General features: G+C 48.7%; 23 protein-coding genes. 9 read left to right on the top strand and 14 right to left on the bottom strand.

Features of this window, described 5'->3' with window-relative positions; all coding sequences use genetic code 11:
• Positions 1–36: 36 nt before the first annotated feature.
• The 4 genes from BC349_RS17320 to BC349_RS17335 form a co-directional block, all read right to left on the bottom strand.
• Complete coding sequence (locus BC349_RS17320) at positions 37–807, bottom strand: TIGR02757 family protein (RefSeq protein ID WP_187258048.1); 771 nt, start codon at positions 805–807, stop codon at positions 37–39.
• Entirely contained in the window at positions 804–1,943 is a 1,140-nt protein-coding gene (locus tag BC349_RS17325; RefSeq protein ID WP_187258049.1) for a cystathionine gamma-synthase, read from the bottom strand. The genes BC349_RS17320 and BC349_RS17325 overlap by 4 nt, the downstream gene beginning before the upstream one ends.
• A 61-nt stretch (positions 1,944–2,004) precedes the next feature.
• Positions 2,005–3,867, bottom strand: a complete 1,863-nt coding sequence (gene asnB, locus BC349_RS17330; RefSeq protein WP_187258050.1) for an asparagine synthase (glutamine-hydrolyzing) — start codon at positions 3,865–3,867, stop codon at positions 2,005–2,007.
• A 10-nt stretch (positions 3,868–3,877) separates the two neighbouring features.
• Entirely contained in the window at positions 3,878–4,441 is a 564-nt protein-coding gene (locus tag BC349_RS17335) for a DUF2911 domain-containing protein (protein WP_187258051.1), read from the bottom strand.
• A gap of 122 nt (positions 4,442–4,563) precedes the next feature.
• On the opposite strand from BC349_RS17335, the gene BC349_RS17340 reads away from it, so the two are divergent.
• The gene (locus tag BC349_RS17340; protein ID WP_187258052.1) at positions 4,564–5,856 is read left to right on the top strand and encodes an acetyl-CoA hydrolase/transferase family protein; all 1,293 of its coding nucleotides are present in this window, start codon (positions 4,564–4,566) and stop codon (positions 5,854–5,856) included.
• Here the strand turns inward: BC349_RS17340 and BC349_RS17345 are convergent.
• Positions 5,853–6,461: an acyl carrier protein phosphodiesterase gene (locus BC349_RS17345; RefSeq protein WP_187258053.1), complete on the bottom strand. Its 609-nt coding sequence runs from the start codon at positions 6,459–6,461 to the stop codon at positions 5,853–5,855. The genes BC349_RS17340 and BC349_RS17345 overlap by 4 nt on opposite strands.
• 271 nt (positions 6,462–6,732) lie before the next feature.
• Between BC349_RS17345 and BC349_RS17350 the strand changes: the two genes are divergently transcribed.
• The 4 genes from BC349_RS17350 to BC349_RS17365 all read left to right on the top strand — a co-directional run bounded on the left by BC349_RS17350 (position 6,733) and on the right by BC349_RS17365 (position 10,108).
• Positions 6,733–7,179, top strand: a complete 447-nt coding sequence (locus BC349_RS17350; RefSeq protein WP_187258054.1) for a hypothetical protein — start codon at positions 6,733–6,735, stop codon at positions 7,177–7,179.
• 53 nt (positions 7,180–7,232) lie between these two features.
• On the top strand, positions 7,233–7,682 hold the full coding sequence (locus BC349_RS17355) for a hypothetical protein (RefSeq protein ID WP_187258055.1): 450 nt from the start codon (positions 7,233–7,235) through the stop codon (positions 7,680–7,682).
• Positions 7,683–7,781: 99 nt separating this feature from the next.
• Complete coding sequence (locus BC349_RS17360; protein WP_187258056.1) at positions 7,782–8,756, top strand: deoxyhypusine synthase family protein; 975 nt, start codon at positions 7,782–7,784, stop codon at positions 8,754–8,756.
• 314 nt (positions 8,757–9,070) lie between these two features.
• Positions 9,071–10,108, top strand: a complete 1,038-nt coding sequence (locus tag BC349_RS17365; protein ID WP_187258057.1) for an IS110 family RNA-guided transposase — start codon at positions 9,071–9,073, stop codon at positions 10,106–10,108.
• Positions 10,109–10,356: 248 nt separating this feature from the next.
• On the opposite strand, the gene BC349_RS17370 is transcribed toward BC349_RS17365, so the two are convergent.
• From BC349_RS17370 to tatC, 4 genes are all read right to left on the bottom strand, one after another.
• Positions 10,357–10,755, bottom strand: coding sequence for a hypothetical protein (locus tag BC349_RS17370; protein WP_187258058.1), 399 nt, complete (start codon positions 10,753–10,755; stop codon positions 10,357–10,359).
• Between the two features lie 86 nt (positions 10,756–10,841).
• Positions 10,842–12,374: a M28 family peptidase gene (locus BC349_RS17375; protein ID WP_187258059.1), complete on the bottom strand. Its 1,533-nt coding sequence runs from the start codon at positions 12,372–12,374 to the stop codon at positions 10,842–10,844.
• Between the two features lie 70 nt (positions 12,375–12,444).
• Positions 12,445–12,897 (bottom strand): ribose 5-phosphate isomerase B, encoded by a 453-nt coding sequence (gene rpiB, locus BC349_RS17380; protein WP_187258060.1) that lies wholly within the window; start codon positions 12,895–12,897, stop codon positions 12,445–12,447.
• Positions 12,898–12,936: 39 nt separating this feature from the next.
• Positions 12,937–13,791 (bottom strand): twin-arginine translocase subunit TatC, encoded by an 855-nt coding sequence (tatC, locus tag BC349_RS17385; protein WP_187258061.1) that lies wholly within the window; start codon positions 13,789–13,791, stop codon positions 12,937–12,939.
• A 125-nt stretch (positions 13,792–13,916) separates the two neighbouring features.
• Here tatC and BC349_RS17390 point away from each other — a divergent pair, with 125 nt between their 5' ends.
• Positions 13,917–14,090 (top strand): hypothetical protein, encoded by a 174-nt coding sequence (locus BC349_RS17390; RefSeq protein WP_187258062.1) that lies wholly within the window; start codon positions 13,917–13,919, stop codon positions 14,088–14,090.
• A gap of 104 nt (positions 14,091–14,194) precedes the next feature.
• Here BC349_RS17390 and BC349_RS17395 read toward each other — a convergent pair whose 3' ends face one another.
• The gene (locus BC349_RS17395; RefSeq protein WP_187258063.1) at positions 14,195–17,956 is read right to left on the bottom strand and encodes a DEAD/DEAH box helicase; all 3,762 of its coding nucleotides are present in this window, start codon (positions 17,954–17,956) and stop codon (positions 14,195–14,197) included.
• A gap of 148 nt (positions 17,957–18,104) precedes the next feature.
• Here BC349_RS17395 and BC349_RS17400 point away from each other — a divergent pair, with 148 nt between their 5' ends.
• The 3 genes from BC349_RS17400 to BC349_RS17410 are packed head-to-tail and all read left to right on the top strand — an operon-like array spanning position 18,105 to position 20,450.
• A complete protein-coding gene (locus BC349_RS17400; RefSeq protein ID WP_187258064.1) occupies positions 18,105–19,745 on the top strand; it encodes a M20/M25/M40 family metallo-hydrolase in 1,641 nt (546 codons plus the stop codon).
• A gap of 17 nt (positions 19,746–19,762) precedes the next feature.
• Entirely contained in the window at positions 19,763–20,197 is a 435-nt protein-coding gene (locus BC349_RS17405) for an IPExxxVDY family protein (RefSeq protein ID WP_187258065.1), read from the top strand.
• A 16-nt stretch (positions 20,198–20,213) separates the two neighbouring features.
• Positions 20,214–20,450: a 4a-hydroxytetrahydrobiopterin dehydratase gene (locus BC349_RS17410; RefSeq protein WP_187258066.1), complete on the top strand. Its 237-nt coding sequence runs from the start codon at positions 20,214–20,216 to the stop codon at positions 20,448–20,450.
• A 44-nt stretch (positions 20,451–20,494) separates the two neighbouring features.
• Here BC349_RS17410 and BC349_RS17415 read toward each other — a convergent pair whose 3' ends face one another.
• The 4 genes from BC349_RS17415 to rho form a co-directional block, all read right to left on the bottom strand.
• Complete coding sequence (locus BC349_RS17415; RefSeq protein ID WP_187258067.1) at positions 20,495–21,208, bottom strand: hypothetical protein; 714 nt, start codon at positions 21,206–21,208, stop codon at positions 20,495–20,497.
• Between the two features lie 51 nt (positions 21,209–21,259).
• Positions 21,260–22,315 (bottom strand): selenide, water dikinase SelD, encoded by a 1,056-nt coding sequence (selD, locus tag BC349_RS17420; RefSeq protein ID WP_187258068.1) that lies wholly within the window; start codon positions 22,313–22,315, stop codon positions 21,260–21,262.
• Between the two features lie 6 nt (positions 22,316–22,321).
• The gene (gene mnmH / locus BC349_RS17425; protein ID WP_187258069.1) at positions 22,322–23,416 is read right to left on the bottom strand and encodes a tRNA 2-selenouridine(34) synthase MnmH; all 1,095 of its coding nucleotides are present in this window, start codon (positions 23,414–23,416) and stop codon (positions 22,322–22,324) included.
• 91 nt (positions 23,417–23,507) lie between these two features.
• Positions 23,508–25,217, bottom strand: coding sequence for a transcription termination factor Rho (gene rho, locus BC349_RS17430; RefSeq protein ID WP_187258070.1), 1,710 nt, complete (start codon positions 25,215–25,217; stop codon positions 23,508–23,510).
• Between the last annotated feature and the right edge of the window lie 147 nt (positions 25,218–25,364).

Raw genomic sequence — 25,364 nt, forward strand, 5'->3', positions numbered from 1 at the left:
ACCCGACGGGTGGCACCCGACGGGTGAAAACTGAAATTAGTATTTCTCCACCACCCCGAGGGCGAAGAGGGCAAAATCATATTTAACGGGATCGGCAGGATCCAGCCGGCGTAAGGTGCGGGTGAGTTCGAGAGCAGCCTGCCAGTCGATGGCCTCCCGCTCCAACATGCCGAAGCGGCGGGCAACCCTGGCCACATGCAGATCAATGGGAATCACCAATTGTGCAGGACGGATTCCTTTCCAGAGTCCAAAATCCACCCCATTGGGATCCTGGCGCACCATCCAGCGCAGGTACATGCTCAGCCGTTTGCAGGTGGAATTTTTAAATGGTGCGGCAATATGTTTGCGGGTGCGTTCCGGTACCTCCTCCCCCTCAAAAAAATAGCTGTAAAAACCGTTCAACACCCCGGTGGTATCCCGATCGCGCTCACCCAGTCCCCGCGTAAAGGCAGGTTCCAGGGAATCAAACCGGCGGTAATGCCGCTGCAGGAAATCGATAAAATACAACAGGTCGGTGGCATTGAAGGTCCGGTGTTTAAAACCCAGTAATGCCCGCAGGTCTGATTCACTGTGGTTCAATACGAAATCATGTGGGGCATTACCCATCAGGGCCATCAGCTCACGGCTCTTGTTGATGATGGTGGTCCGGTTTCCCCAGGCAAACACGGCAGCAAACAAACCGGCGATCTCGATATCGGCCGGTTTGCTGAACTGGTGTGGAATACAAACCGGATCCTCAGGAATAAACGCCGGCTGGTCATATTCGGCGACTTTCCGGTTCAGGAATTCAACAAGGTCTTTTTTCACCCGATTGCCATTGCCAGGTCCTCTATGAGATCATCCGCGTCTTCCACACCCACACTCAAACGGATCAGGGAATCAGACAGGCCGTTTTTGATCCTTTCCTCACGGGGGATTGAAGCATGGGTCATGGATGCAGGGTGGTTGATCAGGGACTCCACACCTCCCAGGCTTTCAGCAAGGGAGAACAAATGGGTGGATGACAGTACTTTTTTGGCAGCCTCCAAGGAATCGTCTTTAAGTTCAAAGCTCATCATGCCGCCGAAGTTCCGCATTTGTTTCCTGGCCACTGCGTATCCCGGGTGGTCTTCGAAACCGCACCAGAAAACCTTTCCCACTTTGGGGTGGTTGCGAAGCCAGTGGGCGATTTTCGCGCCGTTTTCGCAATGACGCTGCATACGAAGGTGCAGGGTTTTGATACCTCGCAGCACCAGGAAACAATCCATTGGTCCGGGTACCGCACCACAGCTTTTCTGGATAAAATATAACTGGTCCCGCAGGCCCGTATTGTTCATGATGAGTGCACCCTGGATCACATCGCTGTGGCCGCCCAGGTACTTGGTGGAGGAATGCATCACGATATCGGCACCCAGGTCGAGCGGGTTCTGCAGATAAGGAGAGGCGAATGTATTATCGACACAAAGCAGGGCATTGGCAGTTTTAGCAATGGCCGAAATGGCCGCGATATCACCGATATTCATCAGGGGATTGGTGGGCGTTTCCAGCCAGATCAGTTTGGTTTTGGCGGAAACAGCCGCCTGCACCGCATCCAGGTCAGCCAGGTCAATGAACAGGAAACGGATGCCGAATTTTTCAAACACTTTGGTGAAAAGACGGTAGGTGCCGCCATACATATCATTACCGGCAATCACTTCATCGCCGGGGACCAGCAATTTCAACACCGCATCCGTAGCGGCTACGCCACTGCTGAAAGCCAGGCCATACCGTCCATTTTCAATCTGGGCAAGGGCTTGCTCGAGTGCAAAACGGGTAGGGTTCTGTGACCGGGCGTATTCGTAGCCCTTGTTTACGCCGGGGGCTTCCTGCACGTAAGTGGAGGTTTGGTAAATAGGGGTCATTATGGCTCCGGTGGAAGGGTCGGGCTCCATTCCGGCATGGATGAACTTTGTAGCAAGCTTCATAAAGTGGGTTTTCTAATGGTTAGGTGAACAAAGTTGCGCTAAATTTTCAAAGTGCAATATCTCATGTCAAAGATGCCAGCACCCAAAACCGCCAATCCGCGTTCTTTTGGTCATTGGCCCCGCCGGCCTGCAAAGGCTGGGACAGGACATTCTTATTCAGTATTCCCTTTTGAACCAGGACTTTTCTGGATTCCATGATCCTTTCACCAATTTTGGGATTCCGGATCCACTCGGCCTGTGGTGGTTCGTAGGCGATTTTTTTCGTTTGCCAGCAATTACCACCGGGTAATTCGGTGCCCATGGTTTTTCTGAGGATCCACTTGGTAAAGCCATCGCGCATTTTATAGGTAGACGGCAGGGAGAAAACAAACCGGACAAGATCATGCTGCAGGAAGGGGAGGCGGACTTCACAGCCATGGGCCATGCTGTTCCGGTCGGCATATCGCAGGAGTTCCGGCAACTTTCCCATGGTAAGGTCAAAATATAATATATCGTTCAGGGAGGTAACCAGAGGTTTAAATAGATCATCGGCGGGGAGATGGGCCTCAGCGAAGCCGCGATCCACAAAGGGTTGGGCAGCGAGCTGTCTGATTTGCCGGTTCAACAGTTGAGATTGAGCCAGCTGAGGGTAAAGTGCTGCCAGGTAATTTCGCAAGCCCCAATCCTGCTCATATCCATGTTGCCGGAACAGATGGAGCTCCCTGCTTTGGTTACGCCATTGTCCGGCCCGCCATTGTTCCTGAAGGAACCAGTGAATATAGTGATGGTATCCCCCAAAGACCTCATCGGCGCCCTGGCCATCGAGCAATACAGCAACACCTTCCTGCCTGGCACGCTCAAACACTTTGAACTGTACCAGCACACTGGCGGACACAATGGGTTGTTCCTGGTGGTAAATAAGTCGGTCAAAACAATCATTCAGATCATCGGCACTGGTAAACACCCCATGGTTTTTGATACCAAGCCGGCCGGCCAATTCCTGCACGGCTGTTGTTTCGTCTTTTTCAAAACCCGGGAAAAATGCGGAAAAACTGTTCCAGCCGGTGCCTTTATAGCGGCTGGCAATGGCGGCAATGGTGCCGCTGTCGACCCCTCCGCTCAGCGAGGTTCCCGAGGCAACATCAGCCCGCAGGCGGGTTTTCACGGATTGCTCCAATAATTCTTTCAGTTGTCTAGCCGCCTCATCCTCTCCCGGTTCAATAGTTTGCCGGGTATCGATATCCCAATATCGGGTGGCAGCCAGGCCGGGAAATCCCTCGCGGGAGGGCATCAACCAGGCATAACTTGCCGGAGGAAGTTGAAATATCCCCTTATAAATGGTCCGGGAGGCCTCCAACGGAAATCCCGTGGTACCCGTAGCCAGGTATAATAGCATCTGGCCCTCTTCCATTTGCCTGGGGGCCCCCGTTGCCCAGAGTGCTTTCATTTCAGAGGCAAAAAGAAACCTGCCATCAGGGTTCTCATAAAAAAACAGGGGTTTTTCGCCGAAACGGTCCCGTGCCAGAAAGAGCCGCTTATCCAGGTTATCCCAGATGGCAAAGGCAAACATCCCATCAAACTTTGAAAGGCATTCTTCCTTAAAATGGGAGAACGCTGCCAGGATGACCTCAGTATCAGAATTTGTCAGGAATAAAAAACCAAGCTCCGCCAATTCCTGGCGGAGCTCTTTAAAATTATATAATTCACCATTATATATAATGGTAAACCGGTCCATATAGTGCATTGGCTGTGCTGCGGCGGCGGTGGTGTCAATAATCGCCAGGCGGCGGTGGCCAAACCAGACCTGTCCGGCAGGGTCGTTCCAAAAGCCTTCGCCATCGGGTCCGCGGTGCGAGAGGCTGCCGGTCATGACTCGTATATCATAATCCTGAAGAGCCGGGTCTGCCCCGGCCCTGTTCATAATAATCCCGGCTATACCACACATGATGTAAATATCAGAAAAAGCTGATCGGCAGCCGCACCGTTTCCTGGTCCCACCCGATCATCAGGTAAATGTTCCCGTTATTACTTTCAAAAAACATGCTGAATGCTTCCAGCGGTTCGGTATTTCGGGAAACGGCCACATCCGTTCGGGCAACATCTTTTTTAGCATCGTACAAAAAGGCACCCCATACATCAGTGTCCTTATTCAGGATAATGGTCCATTTATCCTGGCTGGGGATGGCAAATAAAGAGTACCGGCCTTTTTTCACCCGGCTATTACCAATTTTGGCATCGCGGAATAATTCTATTTCGGTGGCTTCGTTGGCACCCAGTCGCCAAATACTGCCGTATTCAACCAATTCTCCAAACACACGTCTCCCGTTTTTGAGGGGGCGGCTGTAAACAACCCTGGCCATCAGGGGTTCTTTTACCTTGTCCTGGATTTTAAGGATCGGATAGTTGGCAGGGTAATAACTCATATCCATGGGAGATTTGTCTACCTGGGGAAAACGCACCTGTGCCGATCCTACCAGGCTGCAAATACCAAAGAATGCAATAAGAACTAATTTTTTCATGGTTTCACGTGCTTAATAAAGGTCAAAAATAAAGCAGGCGGGATAACGATGCTCATTAATTAGGATGATATAACTCAACAATATACATTAGCTCATCTTTTATTTTTGCTAAAATTTATCAAATGCGTCCACCAATTCAGTACGTCAGCGCCGAAGAGGCCTTATCCATTATTCAGTCGGGCAACAGGGTATTTGTTCACGGCAGCGCACAAACGCCGTCTCATATGATGCATGAGCTGGCCAAGCAAAAGGACAGGCTACGCGATGTTGAATTGGTGAACATCAGTGTTTATGGCGATATGGTGGTTGACAAGCCTGAATACGCCGGCCATTTTCATATTAATTCCCTTTTTGTATCTGCCAGTATCCGGGATGCGGTGCGCGAAGGCAGGGCTGATTATGTGCCGGTTTTCCTGAGTGAAATTCCTGAATTGTTCAAACAGAATATCCTGCCGATCGACGTGGCCATAGTACATGTTTCGGTGCCCGACCAGCACGGCTATTGTTCCATGGGTGTATCGGTTGACATTGCACGTTCCGCTGTAAATACAGCCAAACACGTAATTGCGCAGGTGAACCCCAATGTTCCCCGCACCCATGGGGACGGGATGATACACGTAAACAGGTTTGACTCAATGGTATATTGCGAGGACCCATTGCATGAAGCAGTTTTTGGTGAGAAGGTTGGTGCCGATGAAATGAGGATCGGGCAGTACATCGCTGAACTGATCGATGACCGCAGCACCCTGCAGATGGGAATAGGGGCAATCCCTGATGCAGTGCTGAAGAGCCTTGGCAATCACAAGGATCTTGGAATCCATACCGAAATGTGCAGTGACGGCATAATTGACCTGGTGGAAAAAGACATCATCAACAATAAATACAAAAGAATTCACCCGAACAAGTCTGTAATCGGGTTTGCCCTGGGAACCAGGCGTCTTTATGATTATGTAAACGATAACCCTGCTTTTGCTTTCCTCGACATTGATTATGTAAACGATACGGCTGTGATCCGCCGCAACCCGAAAATGATCGCCATTAACAGCGCCGTTGAGATTGATATTACCGGACAGGTATGTGCCGACTCAATCGGAACTTACCAGTATTCGGGTATTGGCGGGCAGATGGACTTCATGCGGGGTGCCGCATTAAGCGAAGGCGGTAAACCATTCATCGCGCTTCCATCGCGCACGGCGAAAGGGGTATCCCGGATTGTACCCTACCTAAAGCCGGGGGCCGGTGTGGTTACCACCCGCGGACACATGCATTATGTGGTAACGGAATATGGTGTGGCTTATTTGTACGGGCAGAACCTCAGGCAGAGGGCCAAGTCCCTGATCGATATTGCCCATCCTGACGACCGGGAAATGCTGGAAAGGGCAGCACACGAACGTTTTAAGGTGTTCCCGGGCTAGTCAGTTGTTCCCGGGCTAGTCAGTTGCTTCCGGTAGTAATTATTGACAAATAACAATAGTTCCGGGAAAAAGCGGTGATAGCATTTTTCCAGGAGTTCATACTGTGCTTCGAATGCAGCAAAAGCTTCGGAAGCATCTTCCAGGTATTTCGCCCTGCGGACCAGTCCGCCCATACTTTTCTCAATACCCCATCGGTGCTGGTAATTGGTAAGCCAGTCCTGTTCCTTCATATAAGGATACGTACCGGCGAATTTCTCAGGAAAATGCTCACTGTGTTCCCCGGCTGTCTGATAGACCCACTGACTGAAAACGGCCAGGGAATCTGCCGGGAACGCCAGCTGGTCTGTGGCCAGGAAATGGTCATACACTACATCCACAAAAGCGGAGGCATACAGTCCAACGGCCGGCTTAAATACTTTTTTTGCATACGCATTCACCGGATGGGTATCTGTAAACTGGTCAATGGCCCTGTGAAGATCAATGCCACGCAGGATAGCTTCCGGGTATCCGTACTTTGATTTCCCCTTCACAAAATCGCTGATCAGGTTGCCAACCAATAGCTCAGGCTGGCGGAAAGAGAGATATGCATGAGCGAGGAAATTCATTTTTCCAGATTTGTTAATTCCACTTCTCTAATTTAACCATGGATTAACCACTATTTACTATTTATTTAACAAATTTTCGCAATATCAGTCTGGGCGCTGCTTTCAGCGGATTTTGCAAGACCCGTAAAAGCCAAATTAATCCTGACAGCAAGGTTTTTTTAAAGATCGGAGCCATCAGTCACTATTTGCCGGAAGGTGTGTGTAACCAAAATACTTTTACATCGTCAAACTATCAAACGCACATTAATCATTAAACCTTTAAATGTTAGTTATGAAAAAGATTCTCTTAATCGCCGCAACTGCTTTTGTAAGCATGGCAAGTTTCGCAAGTGTAGATCCTGTAAAAGGAAAAGTACTGGAATCATTCCGTACAGAATTCGGTGAAGCAAAAAATGTTCAGTGGAAATCTATTGATGATGCCGGACTTTACCAGGCAACTTTCCAGTACCGTGATACTGAGCTGAGTGCCTTTTATGATGAGGCCGGAGCACTGGTTGCCACAGCCCGTTATGTAAGTAAGGACAACCTGCCCATTATGGTTACCAAATCAATCCGTGAAACTTATCCTGAGCATGTGGTAAGAAATGTGATTGAGCACATTTCCAATGGAAGCACCACTTATCATGTAACGCTTCATGGTGAAAAATCTTCGCTGATCGTTTCAGCTAGTCCGGCTGGCAGTCTGAGCGTATTCAAAAAAATTAAAAACAAATTGTAACCCTGTTCTGACGCAACGCGTCAAACAAGCATCACTCTATTAAACCTTATACAATGAAAAAGCATATCACAGCATTTGTGGTATTGGCACTGACCTTAACTACCACTTTCGCCAACAGCAACAACAACAAAAACGACGTTAGCAAACGCGTTGAGACCAGTTTTAAAAAGGAATTTTCCGCCGCTGAGCAGACCAGCTGGTCAAGAGTCAATGATCTTTACAAGGCACAGTTCAAAATGAACGGCCAGGTAATGTTTGCCTTCCTTAACGAAGAAGGTCAGCTGGTAGGAGTTTACCGCAATATTTTAACCACACAGCTTCCGATCCAACTGATGACACAGGTAAAAGAAGATTATTCTGATTACTGGATCAGCAGCTTGTTTGAAATGGCAAAAGACTCTGAAACAAGTTACTATATCACACTGGAAAACGGCAGCCACCAGCTCGTTTTAAAAAGCGAGAACAGCACTAATTGGACTGTTTATTCCAAAACAAAAAAATAAGCAGGTTTTTCTCTGAGGTTTTGTTGGAAAAGTAAAGTCCCGCCCCGTAAGGCGGGACTTTTTTTATTTATACCTTTGCCCCCATAAAACCTAACAATCATGAGCAAAGGACCTGTATCGCAGTTCATTCAACACCATTACCGCCACTTCAACGCCGCGGCATTGGTAGATGCTGCAAAAGGGTATGAAAAACACCTGCTGGAAGGTGGTAAAATGATGGTAACACTGGCCGGTGCCATGAGTACGGCCGAGCTGGGAGTATCATTGGCAGAAATAATCCGCCAGGGCAAAGTGGATATAATTTCCTGTACCGGTGCCAACCTTGAAGAAGATGTAATGAACCTGGTTGCGCATACTCACTATAAGAGGATACCCAATTACCGGGACCTTACCCCACAGGAAGAGTGGGATCTGCTTGAAAAAGGCCTCAACCGAGTAACGGATACCTGTATCCCCGAGGAAGAAGCATTCCGCAAAATCCAGCACCACATTGCGAAACTCTGGAAAGATGCCGATGCTGCCGGTGAAAGATATTTCCCGCATGAATTCCTTTACAAGCTGCTGAACAGCGAAGTGATGAAAGATGGATATGAAATTGATACTAAAGACAGCTGGATGATTGCGGCTGCTGAGAGGAACCTTCCGATTATTGTGGGCGGCTGGGAAGACAGCACCCTGGGTAACATCTTTGCTTCCTATGTTATCAAGAACGAAGTGAAGGCCACCACCATGAAAAGTGGTATTGAATATATGGTTTGGCTATCTGACTGGTACCGCAAGAACAGTGGTGGTAAAGGGGTGGGATTCTTCCAGATCGGTGGCGGTATTGCCGGTGATTTTCCGATCTGTGTGGTACCAATGATGTACCAGGATCTCGAATGGCATGATGTGCCTTTCTGGAGTTATTTCTGCCAGATCAGTGATTCAACTACTTCTTACGGATCATATTCCGGCGCCGTTCCGAATGAAAAGATCACCTGGGGCAAACTCGGTATTGACACCCCGAAGTTCATCGTGGAAAGTGATGCTACTATTGTAGCTCCTTTGATCTTCGCTTATATACTGGGGTGGTAAGGAGTGGCAAGGTGTCTGACGGTTGGAAAGGTGTCTGACGTTTGGAAAGGTGTCTCCTATGTTTGTAAGAAGGAGTAGTTCTTTGAATTAATATACCAATAGTTTTGAATTATACATGTGAAAAGGGGTGAGAGCGAATAGGTGTCTAAACAGCCAGGCAGGCATGTTGTACGTCAGAAAAAGCCTCCCTCTTTTATCTCTTTGAGTTTGAACAGAATGTAAGGCATGCTTCAATGCGGCATAGCCAGAATATCCATGCAGGAGACAAAACGAAGAGAGATTTTCACTTTATATCATTTAAAAATTGAATTGGTATGAAACTTTTACTCAGACAGGCAGTGGGCATTGATGTGGCCCAAAATGAACTGGTGGTGGCTTTAGGGCGTATGGATGAGGCGTTTTTGGTGGACATTTATGCGCATAAGACCTTTTCCAATAGTGCCAGTGGTTTTGAGGGGTTAGTGGACTGGGTAAGCAGTCGCACGGAACCGGGTATTGGTCTGCGTTTTGTAATGGAAGCCACGGGTGTTTACCACGAACAGCTGGCGCATTTTTTAGCCGGGAAGGGGCTGGAGGTGAGCGTGGTTGTTCCCAATAAAATCAGTAATTTTTTCCGGACGCTGGAAGTAAAGACCGTTACTGATAAGACGGCTTCGGAAACACTGACCCGATTTGGATTGGAGAGAAAGCTGGATAGCTGGAAACCTCCCCATAGTCTGTACCGCAGGATCCGGCACCTGACGCGCGAGCGGGACCAGGTGATCGCCGACCGTACGGTAGCCAAAAACCAGTTGCATGCTGAGCTGGCGGGCTTTGAACCCCTTGCTTCCAGTGTGAAGCGGATCAACCAGAAAATAGCCTTACTGGACAAGCAGGTAAAGGAGATCACCACTGAGTTAATGGCCCTGGTAAAGCGGGATGAAGAGATTTATCGGCAGGTTAGACTGATGAGCAGCCTGCCTGGTATCGGGTTATTGACGGCAGCGACCATCCTGGGAGAAACCAATGGCTTTGAGCTCATCCGCAACAAGCGACAGCTGACCAGTTATGCGGGTCTGGATGTACGGGAAAAGCAATCGGGAACCTCCATCAGGAGCAAGCCAACGATATCCAAGAAAGGAAACAGTTATTTACGCAAAGCCATGCACCTGCCTGCCCTGGCTGCCATCCGCACCGATGAGCGGTTCAAGGCAATCTTTACACGCCTGGTGGGCAAACATGGCATCAAAATGAAAGCGGTGGTGGCAGTGCAAAGGAAACTACTGGAAATGACCTACGTGCTTTTTAAGCATAACAGCACCTATGACAAGTCTTATTTGCACAACAGTCCTTTGCCACAGGAAACACTATAAAAAATTAGGGAGCAGTCATCAAGAGACTGCTCCACTAAACAGGCTGGCTTAAGCCGCCTAAAGCACAAAAATATAAATTGATATCAAAACTTGGTGTTTAACACAGAATCTGACGTTTGGGATCAACGAATTCACCGGACACTAACGTCAGACACCTACGATCCGGAAAGGTGTCTGACGTTTAGGATTACTGAATCCACCGGACACTAACGTCAGACACCATCCTAAAATCAGACACCACTAAAATTTTAATTCCTTCTGTCACGGCGATTTTCCCTGCGGTCGCGACGATCTTCTTTACGATCACGCTTGTCCTCCCGACGGTCACGTACATCTTCCCTGCTGTCTCTTACGTCTTCCCTACGGTCGCGCACATCTTCCATCCGGTCGAGCCTGCCACCATCATGCATGGCATCCCTTTTATCTTCGCGGCGGTCACGCACATCCTCGCGACGGTCCCTTACATCTTCCTTCCGGTCAACCTTGTCCTCGCGGCGGTCGCGGCGGTTTTCACGGCGATCGTGCACATCTTCAATGCGGTCACGTTTCCTGACCTTCGTTTGAGCAGACACAGACTCAGATACCATTACAGAGGCCAGCACCAGGGCGGCCATGACACAGAGTTTAATGTTGTTGTTAGTCTTCATGTTGAATGTTTCTTAGGTGGTATAAGTGATTTATACATTCATAGACCCTCACCTCAGAAAAAGGTTTAATTCGACCGGAAGATATTTTACCTGGACATGGTAGGCAATTCCAGGTCACGCTTCATCATCTGGTCGCGGTTGGCCATTTCCCAGGCAGTATGGAAAATCAGTTGCGCACGCTTTTTCATCAGGGTGTAATAGATCTTGTCAGGGGTATCAGTAGGCTTGTGGTAGTCAGCCTGCAGCATGCCGTCATAATAAAAGATCACGGGAATACCCTTGCGTGCGAAATTGTAATGGTCGCTCCTGAAATAAATACGGTTCTTATCGTTGGGGTCATTGAATTTATAGTCGAGCGACATCCTGGTAAATTTCTTATTCACTCCCTCGCTCAGGGGCTTCAATTCAGTACTCAGTTTGTCATCACCAACCACATAAATATAATTCAGGGTGTCAGCCGATCCGCGCTCTGTATCAACCCGGCCAATCATATCAATATTGAGGTTGGCCGTGGTCTTCTCAATGGGAATGGTTGGATGTTCGCTGTAATAACGGGAACCCCAAAGTCCTTTTTCTTCACCGCTAACGGTCATGAACAGGATATTACGACGGGGACCTGCGCCGGCTGCCTTGGCTTTCGCGAAAGCCTCCGCCATTTCAAGCACGCCTACAGTTCCGGAACCATCATCATCCGCACCATACCAGATAACGCCATTGCGCTTTCCCAGATGGTCATAATGGGCAGTTACTACCAGCCATTCGTCCTTTTTATCAGAACCTTCCACATATCCCATCACATTGGTGCTTTCGAGGAAAATAATTTCTTTTTTCAGATCCAACAGGGTGTTGGCCTGGTAGGTTTTTGCCGTAACCAGGGCAGACTTCGCTGCTTCGGAAACAGGCTGCCAGTCGCCTCCCAGAATGGAAGCAGCTACATCCCTTGAAACCGAATAAAAACCCGGGGAGTGTTCGGGTGCAAAAAGGTTTACATACATATTTCCCAGCGTCACCATAGGTTTCCGTGGAAAATCATTGCCTACCACCAATACGGCAGCCGCGCCTTTTTTGGAGGCCTGCTGGAATTTATTATTCAGTGAGGCGGGTGATTCAAAGCCTTTCTTCTCGCTGGTAAACCCTTTGGGAGCGCCTTCCAGCAGCAACACAGCCTTCCCCCTCACATCCACATCCTTGTAATCATCATGGCGGTCGTCAGCGATACCATATCCAACAAATACGACTTCTGAAAAGTAATGGGTGCCGGACCTGGTACCGCGAAGAACTGGCTGAAAATCTTTGTTTAGTTCAAAACTGCGGCCGTTTACCTGAAGACTGCTGCCTAAAAGTGAGTCACGGTACACCGGAAAGCTTTGCTGGTAACTGCCATTGTTCCCTGGCAGCAAGCCAATGGTTTTAAAATGATTTTCGATGTAGGCAGCAGCTTTACGCTGGCCTTCACTGGCAGTTTCCCGGCCTTCCATCTCTTCCCCTGCAATGATGTAGAGGTGATTGCGGAGATCCGTTTCCGTAATGGTTTCCGCGATTTTTTTCTGGCTGGGCTTTTTCTGTGCCAGCGACATGGTTGCCGGGATCAATCCCAGCAGTAAGAAAAGTTTTCTCATGATCTGTATAAGTTGATAGGGCAAATTAAGGAACCTGCCCGTTATACCAACTTAAATACAGGAACGGTTATTAACTGCAGGATATCTTTCCTACCCTGTTGGCATGACGGCCACCCTCAAACGCGGTTTCCATAAAAGTGTCAACCATCTGCAGGGCATAGGGAAGTGCAACAAAACGGGCGGGGAGGCAAATGATATTGGCATTGTTGTGCATGCGCACGAGTTTGGCGACCTCATTATCCCAGCACAATCCGGCCCTCACACCCTGGTGTTTGTTGGCTGTAATGGCCACTCCATTGGCACTGCCGCAAATCAGCACACCAAATGCAGCTTCCCCGGATTCTACAAAGGAAGAAGTCGGATGGGCAAAATCAGGATAGTCCACGGAACCCGGTCCATCAGTTCCAAAATCTTTCACCTGCCAGCCCAGTTTCTGCAGATGGGCCTTGATCGCTTCCTTGTATTCATACCCGGCATGATCACAGCCGATGGCGACGGGTAAGGATTTCGAGAATGTGGACATATCTTATTTTTTGAGGTTTGAGGTCTGGACTTTGTTCACCTAACTCCACTCAGCCGGTTTCTTGTCTATCATCGGATCTTCCCTGTTCACACGGGCAGCGATGCTGATACTTATCTCATAAAGCAGCCACAAAGGGATTGTAACGATAAGCTGGCTCAGCACATCCGGCGGGGTGATCACGGCCGCAATTACCAGGATGACCACCACTGCAAATTTACGGTAGGTCCGCAAAAACTCAGCTGTTACCAATCCAATCTTGGCCAGGAAATACACTACCAGCGGGAGCTGGAAAACCAGACCGGTACCCAGTACCAGGGAGACGATATTATCAATATAGTCACTGATCGTGAAGGTATTCTGGATCATGGGACTGAGGGTATAGGCAGCAAAGAAATTCACTGTATAGGGTGCCAGCAGGAAGTAACCGAAAGCCACCCCGCTGAAAAACAGCAGGGATACCCAGAAAATCATTCCGCCGGTCTTTCTGATTTCCTTATCAGTCAGGGCAGGTTTTACAAAACGCCAGAACTCCCAGAATACATAGGGGAAAGCGATCACCAGTCCGCCCACAAAAGCAATGGTAAAACTCATCATGAACTGGCTGCTCATCTCGGTACTAATCAGCTTAAGGTTGATATCGGCCAGGCACAATGCATCTCCCATGCCAATCATGTGACTGAAGGAGCAAAGTGCGCGGTAGGTGATAAAATCTTTATTGGCGGGGCCCATAACCACCTGGCCAAAGAAAAAATCCATGTAAATGAATACCACAATTGCACCGACCAGGATAGCGACCAATGATCGCATGATATGCCAGCGGAGTGCCTCGAGGTGGTCAACAAATGACATTTCTACCGCACCGTTTCCTCCCCTGTTGAATAAACTTTTTGCCATAATTTTTGTAGAAGCCCGCTAATTTAAGAAATCAATGCCCTGCGGCAAGCTTTGATCTGATAATACTGCAATAAATCAGGAGTATATTCGTTTTTATTGTAATAAACCACCTAAAATCAGGATCCATGGAAAGGAAAGACATGTACTTCAGTACCCATGCCATCAAAATAAACAAAGACAACTACCGTTCCGGATTGAACATTTCCCGTTTTATCAAATCCCTCCTGCTGGTCCTGCTCCGGGGCGAATCGCCCATTGAACACAGGCCTGGTTATGCCCGGAAAAGTGTTCGCCTCTGAATTTTGTTTCGACTAACCCAACCATATATCCGGCGCTTACCGCTGAAACCACAATATTATGTACGCGCCCTGCCTCACCCCCGGTGAGGCATTTTATTGATGCCTTAACTGAACAGGTATTCAACATCCTCCCTGGTCAGGTTCTTCACAAATCCTTCGTCGTCGGCGATCAGGTCACGCGCAAGCACCCGCTTTCTCTCCTGTAACTGCAAAATCTTGTCTTCAATAGTGTCCTTACAGATCATCCGGTAGGCAAAAATATTCTTGGTCTGCCCTATCCGGTGCGTCCGGTCGATTGCCTGTTGCTCCACAGCCGGGTTCCACCAGGGATCCACGATATATACGTAATCAGCCGCTGTCAGGTTCAGACCCACGCCCCCCGCCTTCAGGGAGATGAGGAAAATCCTGCACTTCTCATCATGCTGGAATCGCTGGATGGCTTTTTCCCGGTCCACTGCTGATGTGCTGCCGTCAAAATATTCAAAATCAACTTCCAGTTCTTTCAGTTTTTCCCTGATCAATGCCAGCATTCCTAAAAACTGGCTGAACACCAGCGCTTTATGGTTACTGATATTTTCGGTGATCTCCCGGCCCAGTTCCTCCAGCTTGATGGAATGGTTCTCAAATTTATCCTGCTCATTAAGGATAGCCGGGGAGTCGCAGATCTGGCGCAATTTCATCAGTCCCTGCAGAATGGTGAGCTGCGATTTGTTCATGCCCTGGCTCTCAATGGTGCCCAGGATCTTGTCGCGGAAATCATTGCGGTAGGCATCATAAATTTTCCGCTGCTCATCCTCCATTTCGCACCAGAGGATGGTCTCGGTTTTTTCGGGAAGGTCCTTGGCAACCTGCTCCTTGGTACGCCTTAAAATAAAGGGGAACAGAATCTTTCTAAGGTGATCCTTTCTTTCCTGCTCGCCGAACTTATCAATCGGAATGGCAAATTCCTGACGGAAGAACTCCATACTTCCCAGCATTCCGGGATTCAGGAAGTTCATCTGGGCATAAATATCGAATGTATTGTTCTGCAAAGGGGTACCGCTCATGCACAACCGATGTTTCGCACGAAGCAGGGATGCCGCTTTGGTTACCTTACTGGCGGGGTTTTTAATGGCCTGCGATTCATCCAGCACCACACAGTCAAATTCAACATCCACCATCATCTTGATATCGCTCCTCAGTGTACCGTAGGTGGTGATAATCACATTCTTTTCCTCCAGCAGCCCCTTGTTCCTGGTGCGCTCCCCGCCATGATGTATGTGATAACTCAGTGAAGGGGTAAACTTGCGGATCTCATTCTCCCAGTTGAACATCAGGGTGGTGGGACAAACAACCAGTGCCCTCAGGTTATCGTGACTGTCCTTGTAATGCTGCAGGAAACTCAGGGCCTGAACGGTTTTACCCAAACCCATATCATCTGCCAGTATGCCTCCCCAGTTCACTTCACTCAGGTAGTTGAGCCACTGAAAACCAAATGCCTGGTAAGGACGCAGGATCGGCTGCAGGTGGGCCGGCGGATCCACTTCACGGATGCTTTTGAATCCTCTGAGCCGGTCGTATTTCTCCTCCAGTTGTACAAACAATTCTTCTTCGTTGCGCTCGTTGTACAACTCATCAATCACACTCATATGGTACTTCGACAACCGCAGGTTCTGCGCTTTGCCTTCACCGATACGGAACAGCAGCGAATACCTTTTGATCCACTCTTCGGGCAGGATACCCAATGACCCGTCATCCAGCTGCACGAACTGCTGTTTGTTGGCCAGTGCGCGTTTCACCTCCGCAACCGTTACTTTCTGGTCGCCGAAAACAATGTCCACTTTGGCATCAAACCAGTCGGTATTGCTGCTGATCTGGATCCTGGTCTGCGGTTTGGCCGTATTGAACCTGAAATTCTTTAATGCCTCGAAACCATAAACCGGAACTTTCATGTCGTTCATGGCATCCACGAACAGGAAAAACCAGTTGTTGCGGAGTACATCGGCCCCTTTCAGTACCAGGTTCTGGGAACCGTCGGGCCTGATAAAGTTGGAATGCAGGGCTTCCATCTTTTGCAGGAACTGGTTTTCCACTTCCTTATTGCGGTGCACGATCATGACCTTTTCGCCATCTGGTACAATGATCTCATCCTTATCACCTGGCCTGGTCTCATACCCTTTATAGGAAAATATCGGTTGGAACACCAGGTAATCGCCTTTTTCCTGGAGCATCAGTTTTCTTTCCGGCTCGCCGTCCTTATAGGAGGAAATCAGGGAAGGATCAAATTCAACGTGGTAATGTTTTGCCAGCGGCAACACCAGTTGGCGGAGCTGCATGGGCCAGGTGGCCTTCGTTATCGTAATGGAGCCTTTAGGCATGAAAGTTTCCACACGGTTTACATCTTCCTCATTGCGCCAGCAATACATGTGATCGTGGTGAAAGAAGAGGAGGTTGCTGCTGAGCTGGTTCTCGGTCAGCTTTAACTCGGCGCCATTAATCTTCACCCAGCAACTGATTTCATATTGTTTTCCCCTGGGCTGAACCTTGAAATAAGGCACGAGCGGATCCGTGATGATCCCAATGGGATGCAGGTTGTCTGTCTTGAACGCCTTGCCGGGGGGCAGCATAAAGACGAAGGGACTATCGGCCACTTCGTTCATCATTTTCCGCAGTTTCGGCAGCATGTACTCCACCACCAGGTGTTTGGTTTCGGCCGGGAGGTCTTCGTTTTCATGGTGTACGATATTCTCCCAGATACCGCTGAAAGGGGAGTTCCTGTTCAGGTATTTCGTCAGTTCGCTATCCTGCATGCGCCGCAGGGCGGGTATCAGGTGCCTGTCCGATTCAGGAAATGCTTCAATATTCACATACTTGGAGAGATCGGTTTTTTCCACCTTTCCGAGGAACCGCTTCTGCTCTTCTTCCGTTTCTCCCTGCACAGCTTCCAGTATAAACCCCGGATAAGATTTCTGGTGCAGGTTAAATACGATCCCTAAACGCTGGGCTGTGCCGGGTTCCTTTTCACCCGCCGCGAGGTCTAATTCTTCTGTAGCCACCACCACTTCCTGGGGTTTTGGCCTGTTTACCTGCATGGGGTTGATCCTCTTAATGGAGGCATCCAGCACCCTCAGGTATGGTTTCCCTTCTTTATAGGCAAACTCGAATTTTCCTTTGAGGTTGTCATTCAGGCTGTATCCGTATGCCTCCAGGAGTTTATTTTTTTCCTTGTCCCAGTTGCGGATCGAATCGAAATAATTGGGGCCGTAAGCGTTCAGTAACTGGAGGAATACGATCACTTTTGGCAGGCAGATCGGATGCTTGGTGTCTACATAATCGCAACTGGTATCGAAATTCCGCTCCTCATTTTTCCTCAGTACCACCTTGTATTGTTTTCCATCCAGGTCCACCGTGGCTTTCACCACTTCGTCGGCGGCAGATTCAATATTGGCCTTATTGGTCCGGAGATATTGCTCTGCCTCGTTATAGTTTTCCTGGCCACTCAGCAGTTTGATGGTTTTCAGGTCGATACTCTTCATTTTCAGGACCGTGTGCCGCTGGTCGTACTCCACTTCCTCAGCCCGCAACAGGTTGCGGTCCAGCAGTTCCTGTAACTGGATCAAAGCGGCAGCTTCATGGCGGCAGATATCGCCAAGATTATAGGGGCAGCTGCAACGAACCGATAATGCTTTGGGGTCTGAAAACTTCTGGACAAGCACCTTGTAATAAGTTGCATAACTGTCATCCTTCACGCGGAATGTTACAGAACCCATTAATTCATCGTATTCCACCATTTCAACATAACCGATGGCATGTATCTTCTTTCCTCTCCGGATCACTTCATCGGTTCCATTGGTATACACATATTTGATAAGGTGCGGTAACGCCATTCTATTCTTTTTGATGATGCCTCCATTGCGAACAGGCCAATCTGCAAAAGTAACGGAAAGAGAAGCAGATTACCATATTAATTATTGTTATTACGGCATGGTATTAGCAATCGCTATGATACCTTTGCCTATTAAAGCTTTAATCGCTATGAACCTGATCTTGAGAGTTTTATTTGCAGCCGGCCTTATCAGTACGCTGCCGGCAATGTCCCAGAAACTAAAAAAAGCCGATAAACTGGTTATCAGTAACCTGAAAGGGCATGTCAGTTACCTTGCAGATGACAAACTGGAAGGTCGCCGCGCAGGCACAGCAGGTGAAGCATTGGCCAGGACCTATATCAGCACGCAACTGGAAAGCATTGGACTCGAGCCGAAGGGCGATGGAGGAAGCTGGCTGCAGTCCTTCCCGATCTATGATGGAAAGGATTACCGCCAGGGAAGCTATCTCTTCATCAATGGAACAGAGATCCCGAAAGATCATTTCTTTCCCTATGCCATTTCACCGGAAAAAATGCTGGAAGCACTTCCCTCCATTGCATTGAAGGAAGCCGGTGTTCCATGGTTCCTGGACCTGGGCGCTGAAAAGGAAGCCAACAGGGAAAACCCGCATTTCGATGCCGAAAATAATATCCTGGTAAAGGCGAAGGATGCCGCTTCAAAAGGGGCCACAGCACTCATCCTTTACAATGATCCGACGCAGGTGTACAACCCGAAGCAAAGAGGAGAGGAATTGCCGATTCCCGTATTATTCATCAACAAGGACGAGTCCGACAAATACCTGCACGATGAAACCGATATGCTGGAGATCAAGCTGAAAACAGGTTTTACAAAAATGGAAAGGACCGGGCATAATGTGATCGGATACATTGATAACGGTGCTCCCTACACGATAATTCTTGGCGCCCACTACGACCACCTGGGTTATGGTGAAGATGGCAATTCGATGATCAGGAACGGCAGCCCTGCCATTCACAACGGGGCCGATGACAATGCCAGCGGAACAGCGGCACTGATTGAGCTGGCCCGAATGATGAAAAAAGACAGGAGCAAAAAAAGCAATTACCTGTTCATCGCATTTTCAGCGGAAGAGCTCGGATTATTCGGATCGAAATATTATACGGAAAACGCAACCCTTCCGATGGGCAATGTGAGTTATATGATCAATATGGATATGGTGGGAAGGTTAAACGACAGCAGCCATTCGCTCACGATTGGTGGGTACGGAACATCACCGGTCTGGTCTGGTACATTCAGTTCCATCAGTGACAGCCGTTATTTCAAGATTAAATTCGACAGCAGTGGTACGGGTCCGAGCGATCACTCCTCATTCTATCGCAAAGACATTCCGGTGCTTTTCTTTTTTACCGGACTTCATACAGACTACCACAAGCCTGGTGATGATTCGGAAAAGATCAATTACGAAGGACAATACCGCATCGTTCAACTGATCCGGAATGTGATTAAAAATACACCGGCCGAAGCAAAACCTGTATTCACCAAAACCCGGGAACAACAAACCAGTACATCCGCACGCTTCAGTGTAAGTATGGGAATCATGCCGGATTACAGTTTCAGTGGAAATGGGGTAAAGGTGGATGGTGTAAGCGATGGGCGTCCGGCTAAAAAAGCAGGCCTGCAGGCAGGTGATATTGTCCTGCAGTTAGGTGATTTCCCTACTGCTTCCGTGGAACAGTATATGCAGGCCCTTGGCAAGTTTAAAAAGGGGGATAAAACAACGGTGAAATTCAAGAGAGGGGAAACAGAGATGTCTGCTGATATTGAATTTTAATTCGTAAATTATCCACGATGAAATTTAAGCTGGATGTCTCCGACATGGCCGATGGCTTTTTCGAAGACGCACACCTGCTGGGGATTGTGGCACCAATACGTGACTACCAGTTTTGCTGGCAGTTAAACCAGCGGTTCCGTTTTCGTTTCAGGATAAATAATGATATTGAGATACAACTGACAAAAAAGAACAGGAATTATTATTTCCCTGTGTATGAATACCATGAACCCGGACAGTTTCTCTCGCATTACCTGTATAAGAACCAGCATGATGGCGAATACCTGTTGCCGGAATTCCGGCACCTTGATTTTTTATGGATGATAAAGGGTGATGAGGTTTCCTCCTCTGCGATAGGAGACATACAGCAATCCATACGTGCGATCGGCGGGGTACAACTGGTGGTGGAACTGACCAATGAGAAAATCAAAAACAAGGAACACCTGATATTTTAATTTAAAATGCTGAACCATGTGGCAGGAAACCAACAAGGCATTGTACAGGAAGTTCGAATTCGCGGATTTTTCAGAGGCATTCGCCTTTATGACGCGTGTGGCCATGGTGGCTGAAAAAATGAACCACCATCCCCGGTGGAGCAACGTTTGGAACCAGGTGGAAATCTGGCTGAACACCCACGATGCCGGAGATATTGTCACTGAAAAAGACCATCAGCTGGCTGCACGGATCGATGCACTTTTAAAATCCTGAACCGGTTCAGGTAACGGGTTAAAGAAGGGCCTGTCTTTTCTGAATCACCGCAATTCAAAATACTCTACATATACCCCGAGCAGTACGTGCCAGACCAGGTAATGACCCAGCCTCACATTCAGTGCGGCCAGGAATCCCGCCTTTCTTAAAAACCATGCCTGTAGCAGATTAAAGGCAAAGCCGCTTAAAAAACTATAAGCCTTCAGCCATATAGCACCATCCGGCAATTGCATTACCGGCTCCAGGAGGGAAGTCAGGATGGCAATGATCCAGAATCCCACCCGTCGGGTGGCACCCGACGGGTGAAAAAATTCGAGCACCAGCAGGAGGATGGTGAAGGGTAGCAGGCGGTACAATATTTCGGTATAGATCGCACCCTGGATGTAGAGCAAAACAGAATAGGGGAAGGGTTGCAAAAATGGCGGAAGGGTGTCATAGGGTTGCGGGTGCAGGACGATTTTAAAAACCAGCAGATCCGTCAGGCCGAAAAGAATTCCCAATGCGAATGGATATAAAGCCCTGTGGTCCGCACCGATCTTCCGGTTCAGCAGGTCCGGAATTTTTATCTTCTGCTGCAACATGATGAGGAATATTCCCGCTATATACAGCAGCACTCCATCTATTTCAACCTGCCTGACATCAAATCCTTTCTTTTCCAGGACGACTCCATACCACCAGGCCAGAATGAAAAACAGCGACAGGGATAGATAACAATAAAGTGAGTTCCTGAAGTCTTTATTTACATACCTGATTTCCATCGGGACAAGCTAGCTCAGTATTGCCTGATGGACAACCACACATAAATGTGATTATTTTACCATGATAATTTTATCGCCGGGTTCTGTTATTTCACCAATGGGTTCGATAAAATTTTCAAGTTCTGATTCGCGCAGGATTTCCTGCACTTTTGCAAGTGCACCGGGATCAACTGCGATCAGCAGGCCGCCGTTGGTTTGTGGATCCGGAAGCAGGCTGAAGGCCTCCATCACGTTCACACCTTTTTCGAAACCGACCTTGTTGCTGTAACTGTTCCAGTTCCTGTAAGTAGCATCGGGAACGATGCGCCTGGAGAGGTATTCCCTCACCCCGTCAAGCACCGGGATTTTTTCATATTGAATCTGGGCTCCAAGTCCGCTTCCTTCCGCCATTTCAATCAGGTGGCCCAGGAGGCCGAAGCCGGTAATATCTGTCATAGCGTGTACGCCCTCAATAGCGGCAAGCTTCTCGCCCACATTATTCAATTGAACAAGCTGTTTCAGCAGGCCATCATAATGAGCAGGTTCCAGTACACTTCTTTTTTGGGCAGTGGAAAGCACTCCTGTACCGAGGGATTTGGTCATGAGTAAAAGGTCTCCCCTGCGTGCCGTGTTATTTTGTTTAAGCTGGCTTTTATGGACCAGTCCGTTTACTGCGAGTCCAAACAAGGGTTCAGGCGAATCAATGCTGTGCCCTCCGGCCAGTGGGATCCCGGCCAGTGCACAGGTAGCCCGGGCTCCTTCAAGCACCTGGCTCGCCAGCCCGGCAGGAAGTTTTTCTATCGGCCAGCCAAGGATGGCAATGGCCAGGATCGGCCTGCCGCCCATCGCATATACATCACTGATGGCATTTGCAGAAGCGATCCTGCCGAAATCATAGGCATCGTCCACAATGGGCATGAAAAAATCGGTGGTAGAAATCAGGGCATTATCATTCCCCAGGTCATATACAGCCGCATCATCCTTTGACTGGTTTCCCACCAGCAGCTTTTCGTTTGCGATGGCGGGTTGTTCAGAATGCAGGATCTGCTCCAGTGCCTGCGGGGAAATCTTACAGCCGCAGCCGGCTCCATGGGAATATTGGGTAAGCGGATATTTATTATCAGACATAGTTTATTAATTCATTGTGTTCAACAAAAGCTGCGAATTACGTACAGGATCAACCGAATTGGCGGGTACATTTACGACAGGCGGGCAACCCGGCTCGCGGCTGTAGAGCCCCTTCAGGTACCACTTGTCGTAATATTTCAACAGAATGGAGAAAGCACCTTCAATGTCATTCTCCACCAGGCAGTTGATGGCAGTTTTGGTTTCCAGTCCGCCCAGTCTTTTCTGAATGCGTAGTACAGCGCTGATCAGGTTTTCGCGGTCGGCCTTCCCATAGTCTTTCACAATGTATTGAAGCCTTTCGCTGAAAGGTATATCGAGAAAATAACAGGGTGCCGAGCGCATCTGCTTATAGAATGGCTGGGGCACCAGTATATTGCCGATCCGCCAGCTCTCGTCTTCAACCCAGAAAGGTTGCGGGATAGCGCTATTTTCGCCTCCACCCTTGCCGGACAGATTATTGAGTTCAATGGCGAGTTTGTTTTCAAACATTTCCTGCGATGGCTGCTCAGGCTGCCCGAGGTGACCAAATGCCGAACCCTTATGGAATGCCAGTTTTTCAAGGTCTATAACGGAGTCGCCTAAGCGCTCGATTTTTTCAAGAATGGCGGTCTTTCCGCTTCCGGTATAACCTCCAAGCACTTTCATTGACCATTGCCTGGTAAATGTTTCCACGACGAAGTGGCGGAAACTTTTATAGCCGCCCACCAGTGTGTACACTTCAAAGCCGTACAGGTCGAGCAGCCATGCAACCCCTGCGGAGCGCATGCCACCCCGCCAGCAGTGAACCAACAGTATATTTGAAGTTTGGGGATTGGGTGTTGAAGCCGATTTACCCTGCTGGGAAAGAATACCCTCCGCTACTTCGACCATCCGGCGCATTTTCGGTCCGAAATAATCGAGCCCGATCTTGATGGCCTGTTCACGGCTTTCCTGCTTATAGGCTGTGCCTACAACTTTTCTTTCCTCATCATTGAATAGCGGCAATGAATACGCGCCGGGGATATGGGCATGCGCATATTCGGCCGGGCTCCTGACATCAAGGACCGGATGATCAACAGAGAGTTCCAGGAATTTCTCCAGTACAATGGGCTTAACAGCCATAATTCAAACGATCGGTTTTGGCCGGGAGCAGCCCGGACATTAATAAAACAGGCCCGTAAAGGGCCGGTTTTATTGGTATTTCGAACAAAATTTATCTATTCATGCTTGCAAGGAACTCTTCATTACTCTTGGTTCCACGCATGCGTTTCAGCAATTCAGACATAGCTTCCTCGGTGTTCATATCGTTCAGGTATAAACGCAGGAGGTTCATCCTCTGTAGCACATCCCTGTCCAGCAGCAGGTCATCCCTCCTCGTAGAAGAAGATACCAGGTCAATAGCCGGATAAACACGGCGGTTGGCCAGGCGACGGTCAAGCTGCAATTCCATGTTACCGGTTCCCTTGAATTCTTCAAAGATCACCTCGTCCATTTTTGAACCAGTATCGATCAGGGCTGTAGCCAGAATGGTCAATGAACCGCCATTTTCAATCTTACGGGCTGCACCAAAAAACTGCTTGGGTTTCTGCATGGCATTAGCTTCCACACCACCACTAAGGACTTTACCGGAAGAAGGCGCTACTGTGTTATGGGCACGTGCCAGTCGGGTGATGGAATCCAGCAGGATCACCACATCATGACCACACTCCACCAGGCGTTTGGCCTTTTGCAGGGCGATGGTGGAAACCTTCACATGCTTTTCAGCAGGCTCGTCAAATGTGGAAGCAATTACTTCAGCCTTTACACTGCGTTCCATATCGGTTACTTCCTCGGGGCGTTCATCGATCAGCACCACCATCAGGTAGCACTCGGGGTGGTTGGCGGAAATGGCATTGGCCACTTCTTTCAGCAATACCGTTTTACCGGTTTTTGGCTGTGCAACGATTAATCCACGCTGTCCCTTGCCTATTGGCGTGAACAGGTCGATCATCCGGGTACTGTAGCCGTTGGGCTCGGTAAACAGGTTCAGCTTCTCAAATGGGAAAAGCGGGGTCAGGTAGTCAAATGGCACCCTGTCGCGAACCTCTTCCGGCGTGCGGCCATTGATGGTTTCAACCTTCAGAAGGGCGAAATATTTTTCACCTTCTTTTGGCGGGCGGACAGATCCGTTTACAGTATCACCTGTTTTGAGTCCGAATAATTTTATCTGTGATGGCGAAACATACACATCATCAGGGGAGGAGAGGTAGTTGTAATCACTGCTGCGGAGGAATCCATAACCATCAGGCATCATTTCCAAAACACCCTCTGCCGGAATTACGCCGTCAAATTCAATATTGAAAAAGTCGCGTTCCCGCTTTTGCTGGTGAGGCTGGTGCTGTTGCCTTGGTGCAGAGGGCTCAGCCGGAGTGATTACCGGTGCTGGTTCTGCAACCTGCTTGATAAGTTCGCCCACTTCGGCTTCCGCTTCAGCGGCAACCAGTTGATCCTGGTCATCCTTCAGCATTGGAAGCTGGGCTTCTGCCTGCTGGTCTTCAGTTTTTTTGCGGCCGCGTTTTATAACAGGTTTTTCTTCCTTGCGGGCGGGTTCTGCCTTCTGACTTACTTCTTCCTTACGGGGAGCTTCCTCCTTTTTAGTCACCTGCTTCCTCGGTTCGGGTTTACGTGGTTTTTCTTCCTCGTCAGATTCCACCACTGCTTCTTCTGAAATGTTGGAGGTGGTTGCTTTAACGATACGCCTGCGCTTTCCTTTGTCAGTCAGCTCTGTTCCTTTTCCTTCACTGGCAATCACTGCCTGCCTGTCAAGGATCTTGTAAATCAGCTCCTGCTTGTCAAGTTTTTTTGCATTGGGAATTTTCAGTTGCTCAGCAATATCGAGCAACTCAGGAACGAGCATGTCGTTCAGTTGCAAAATGTCATACATACTAGGACTTGTGCGTTTTGTGAGATTTCAATCAGCCTTACTTCTTGAAAAAAATCGAATTGATGATTGGTTGGGTGGACTAAAACTGATGAGTTGGTGAGCTGGGGGAGAACTAATCAGCTAGATTCCAAATGCAATTTTAGGCTA

Source organism: Flavihumibacter stibioxidans (assembly GCF_014332695.1).
Classification (GTDB): Bacteria; Bacteroidota; Bacteroidia; order Chitinophagales; family Chitinophagaceae; genus Flavihumibacter; species Flavihumibacter stibioxidans.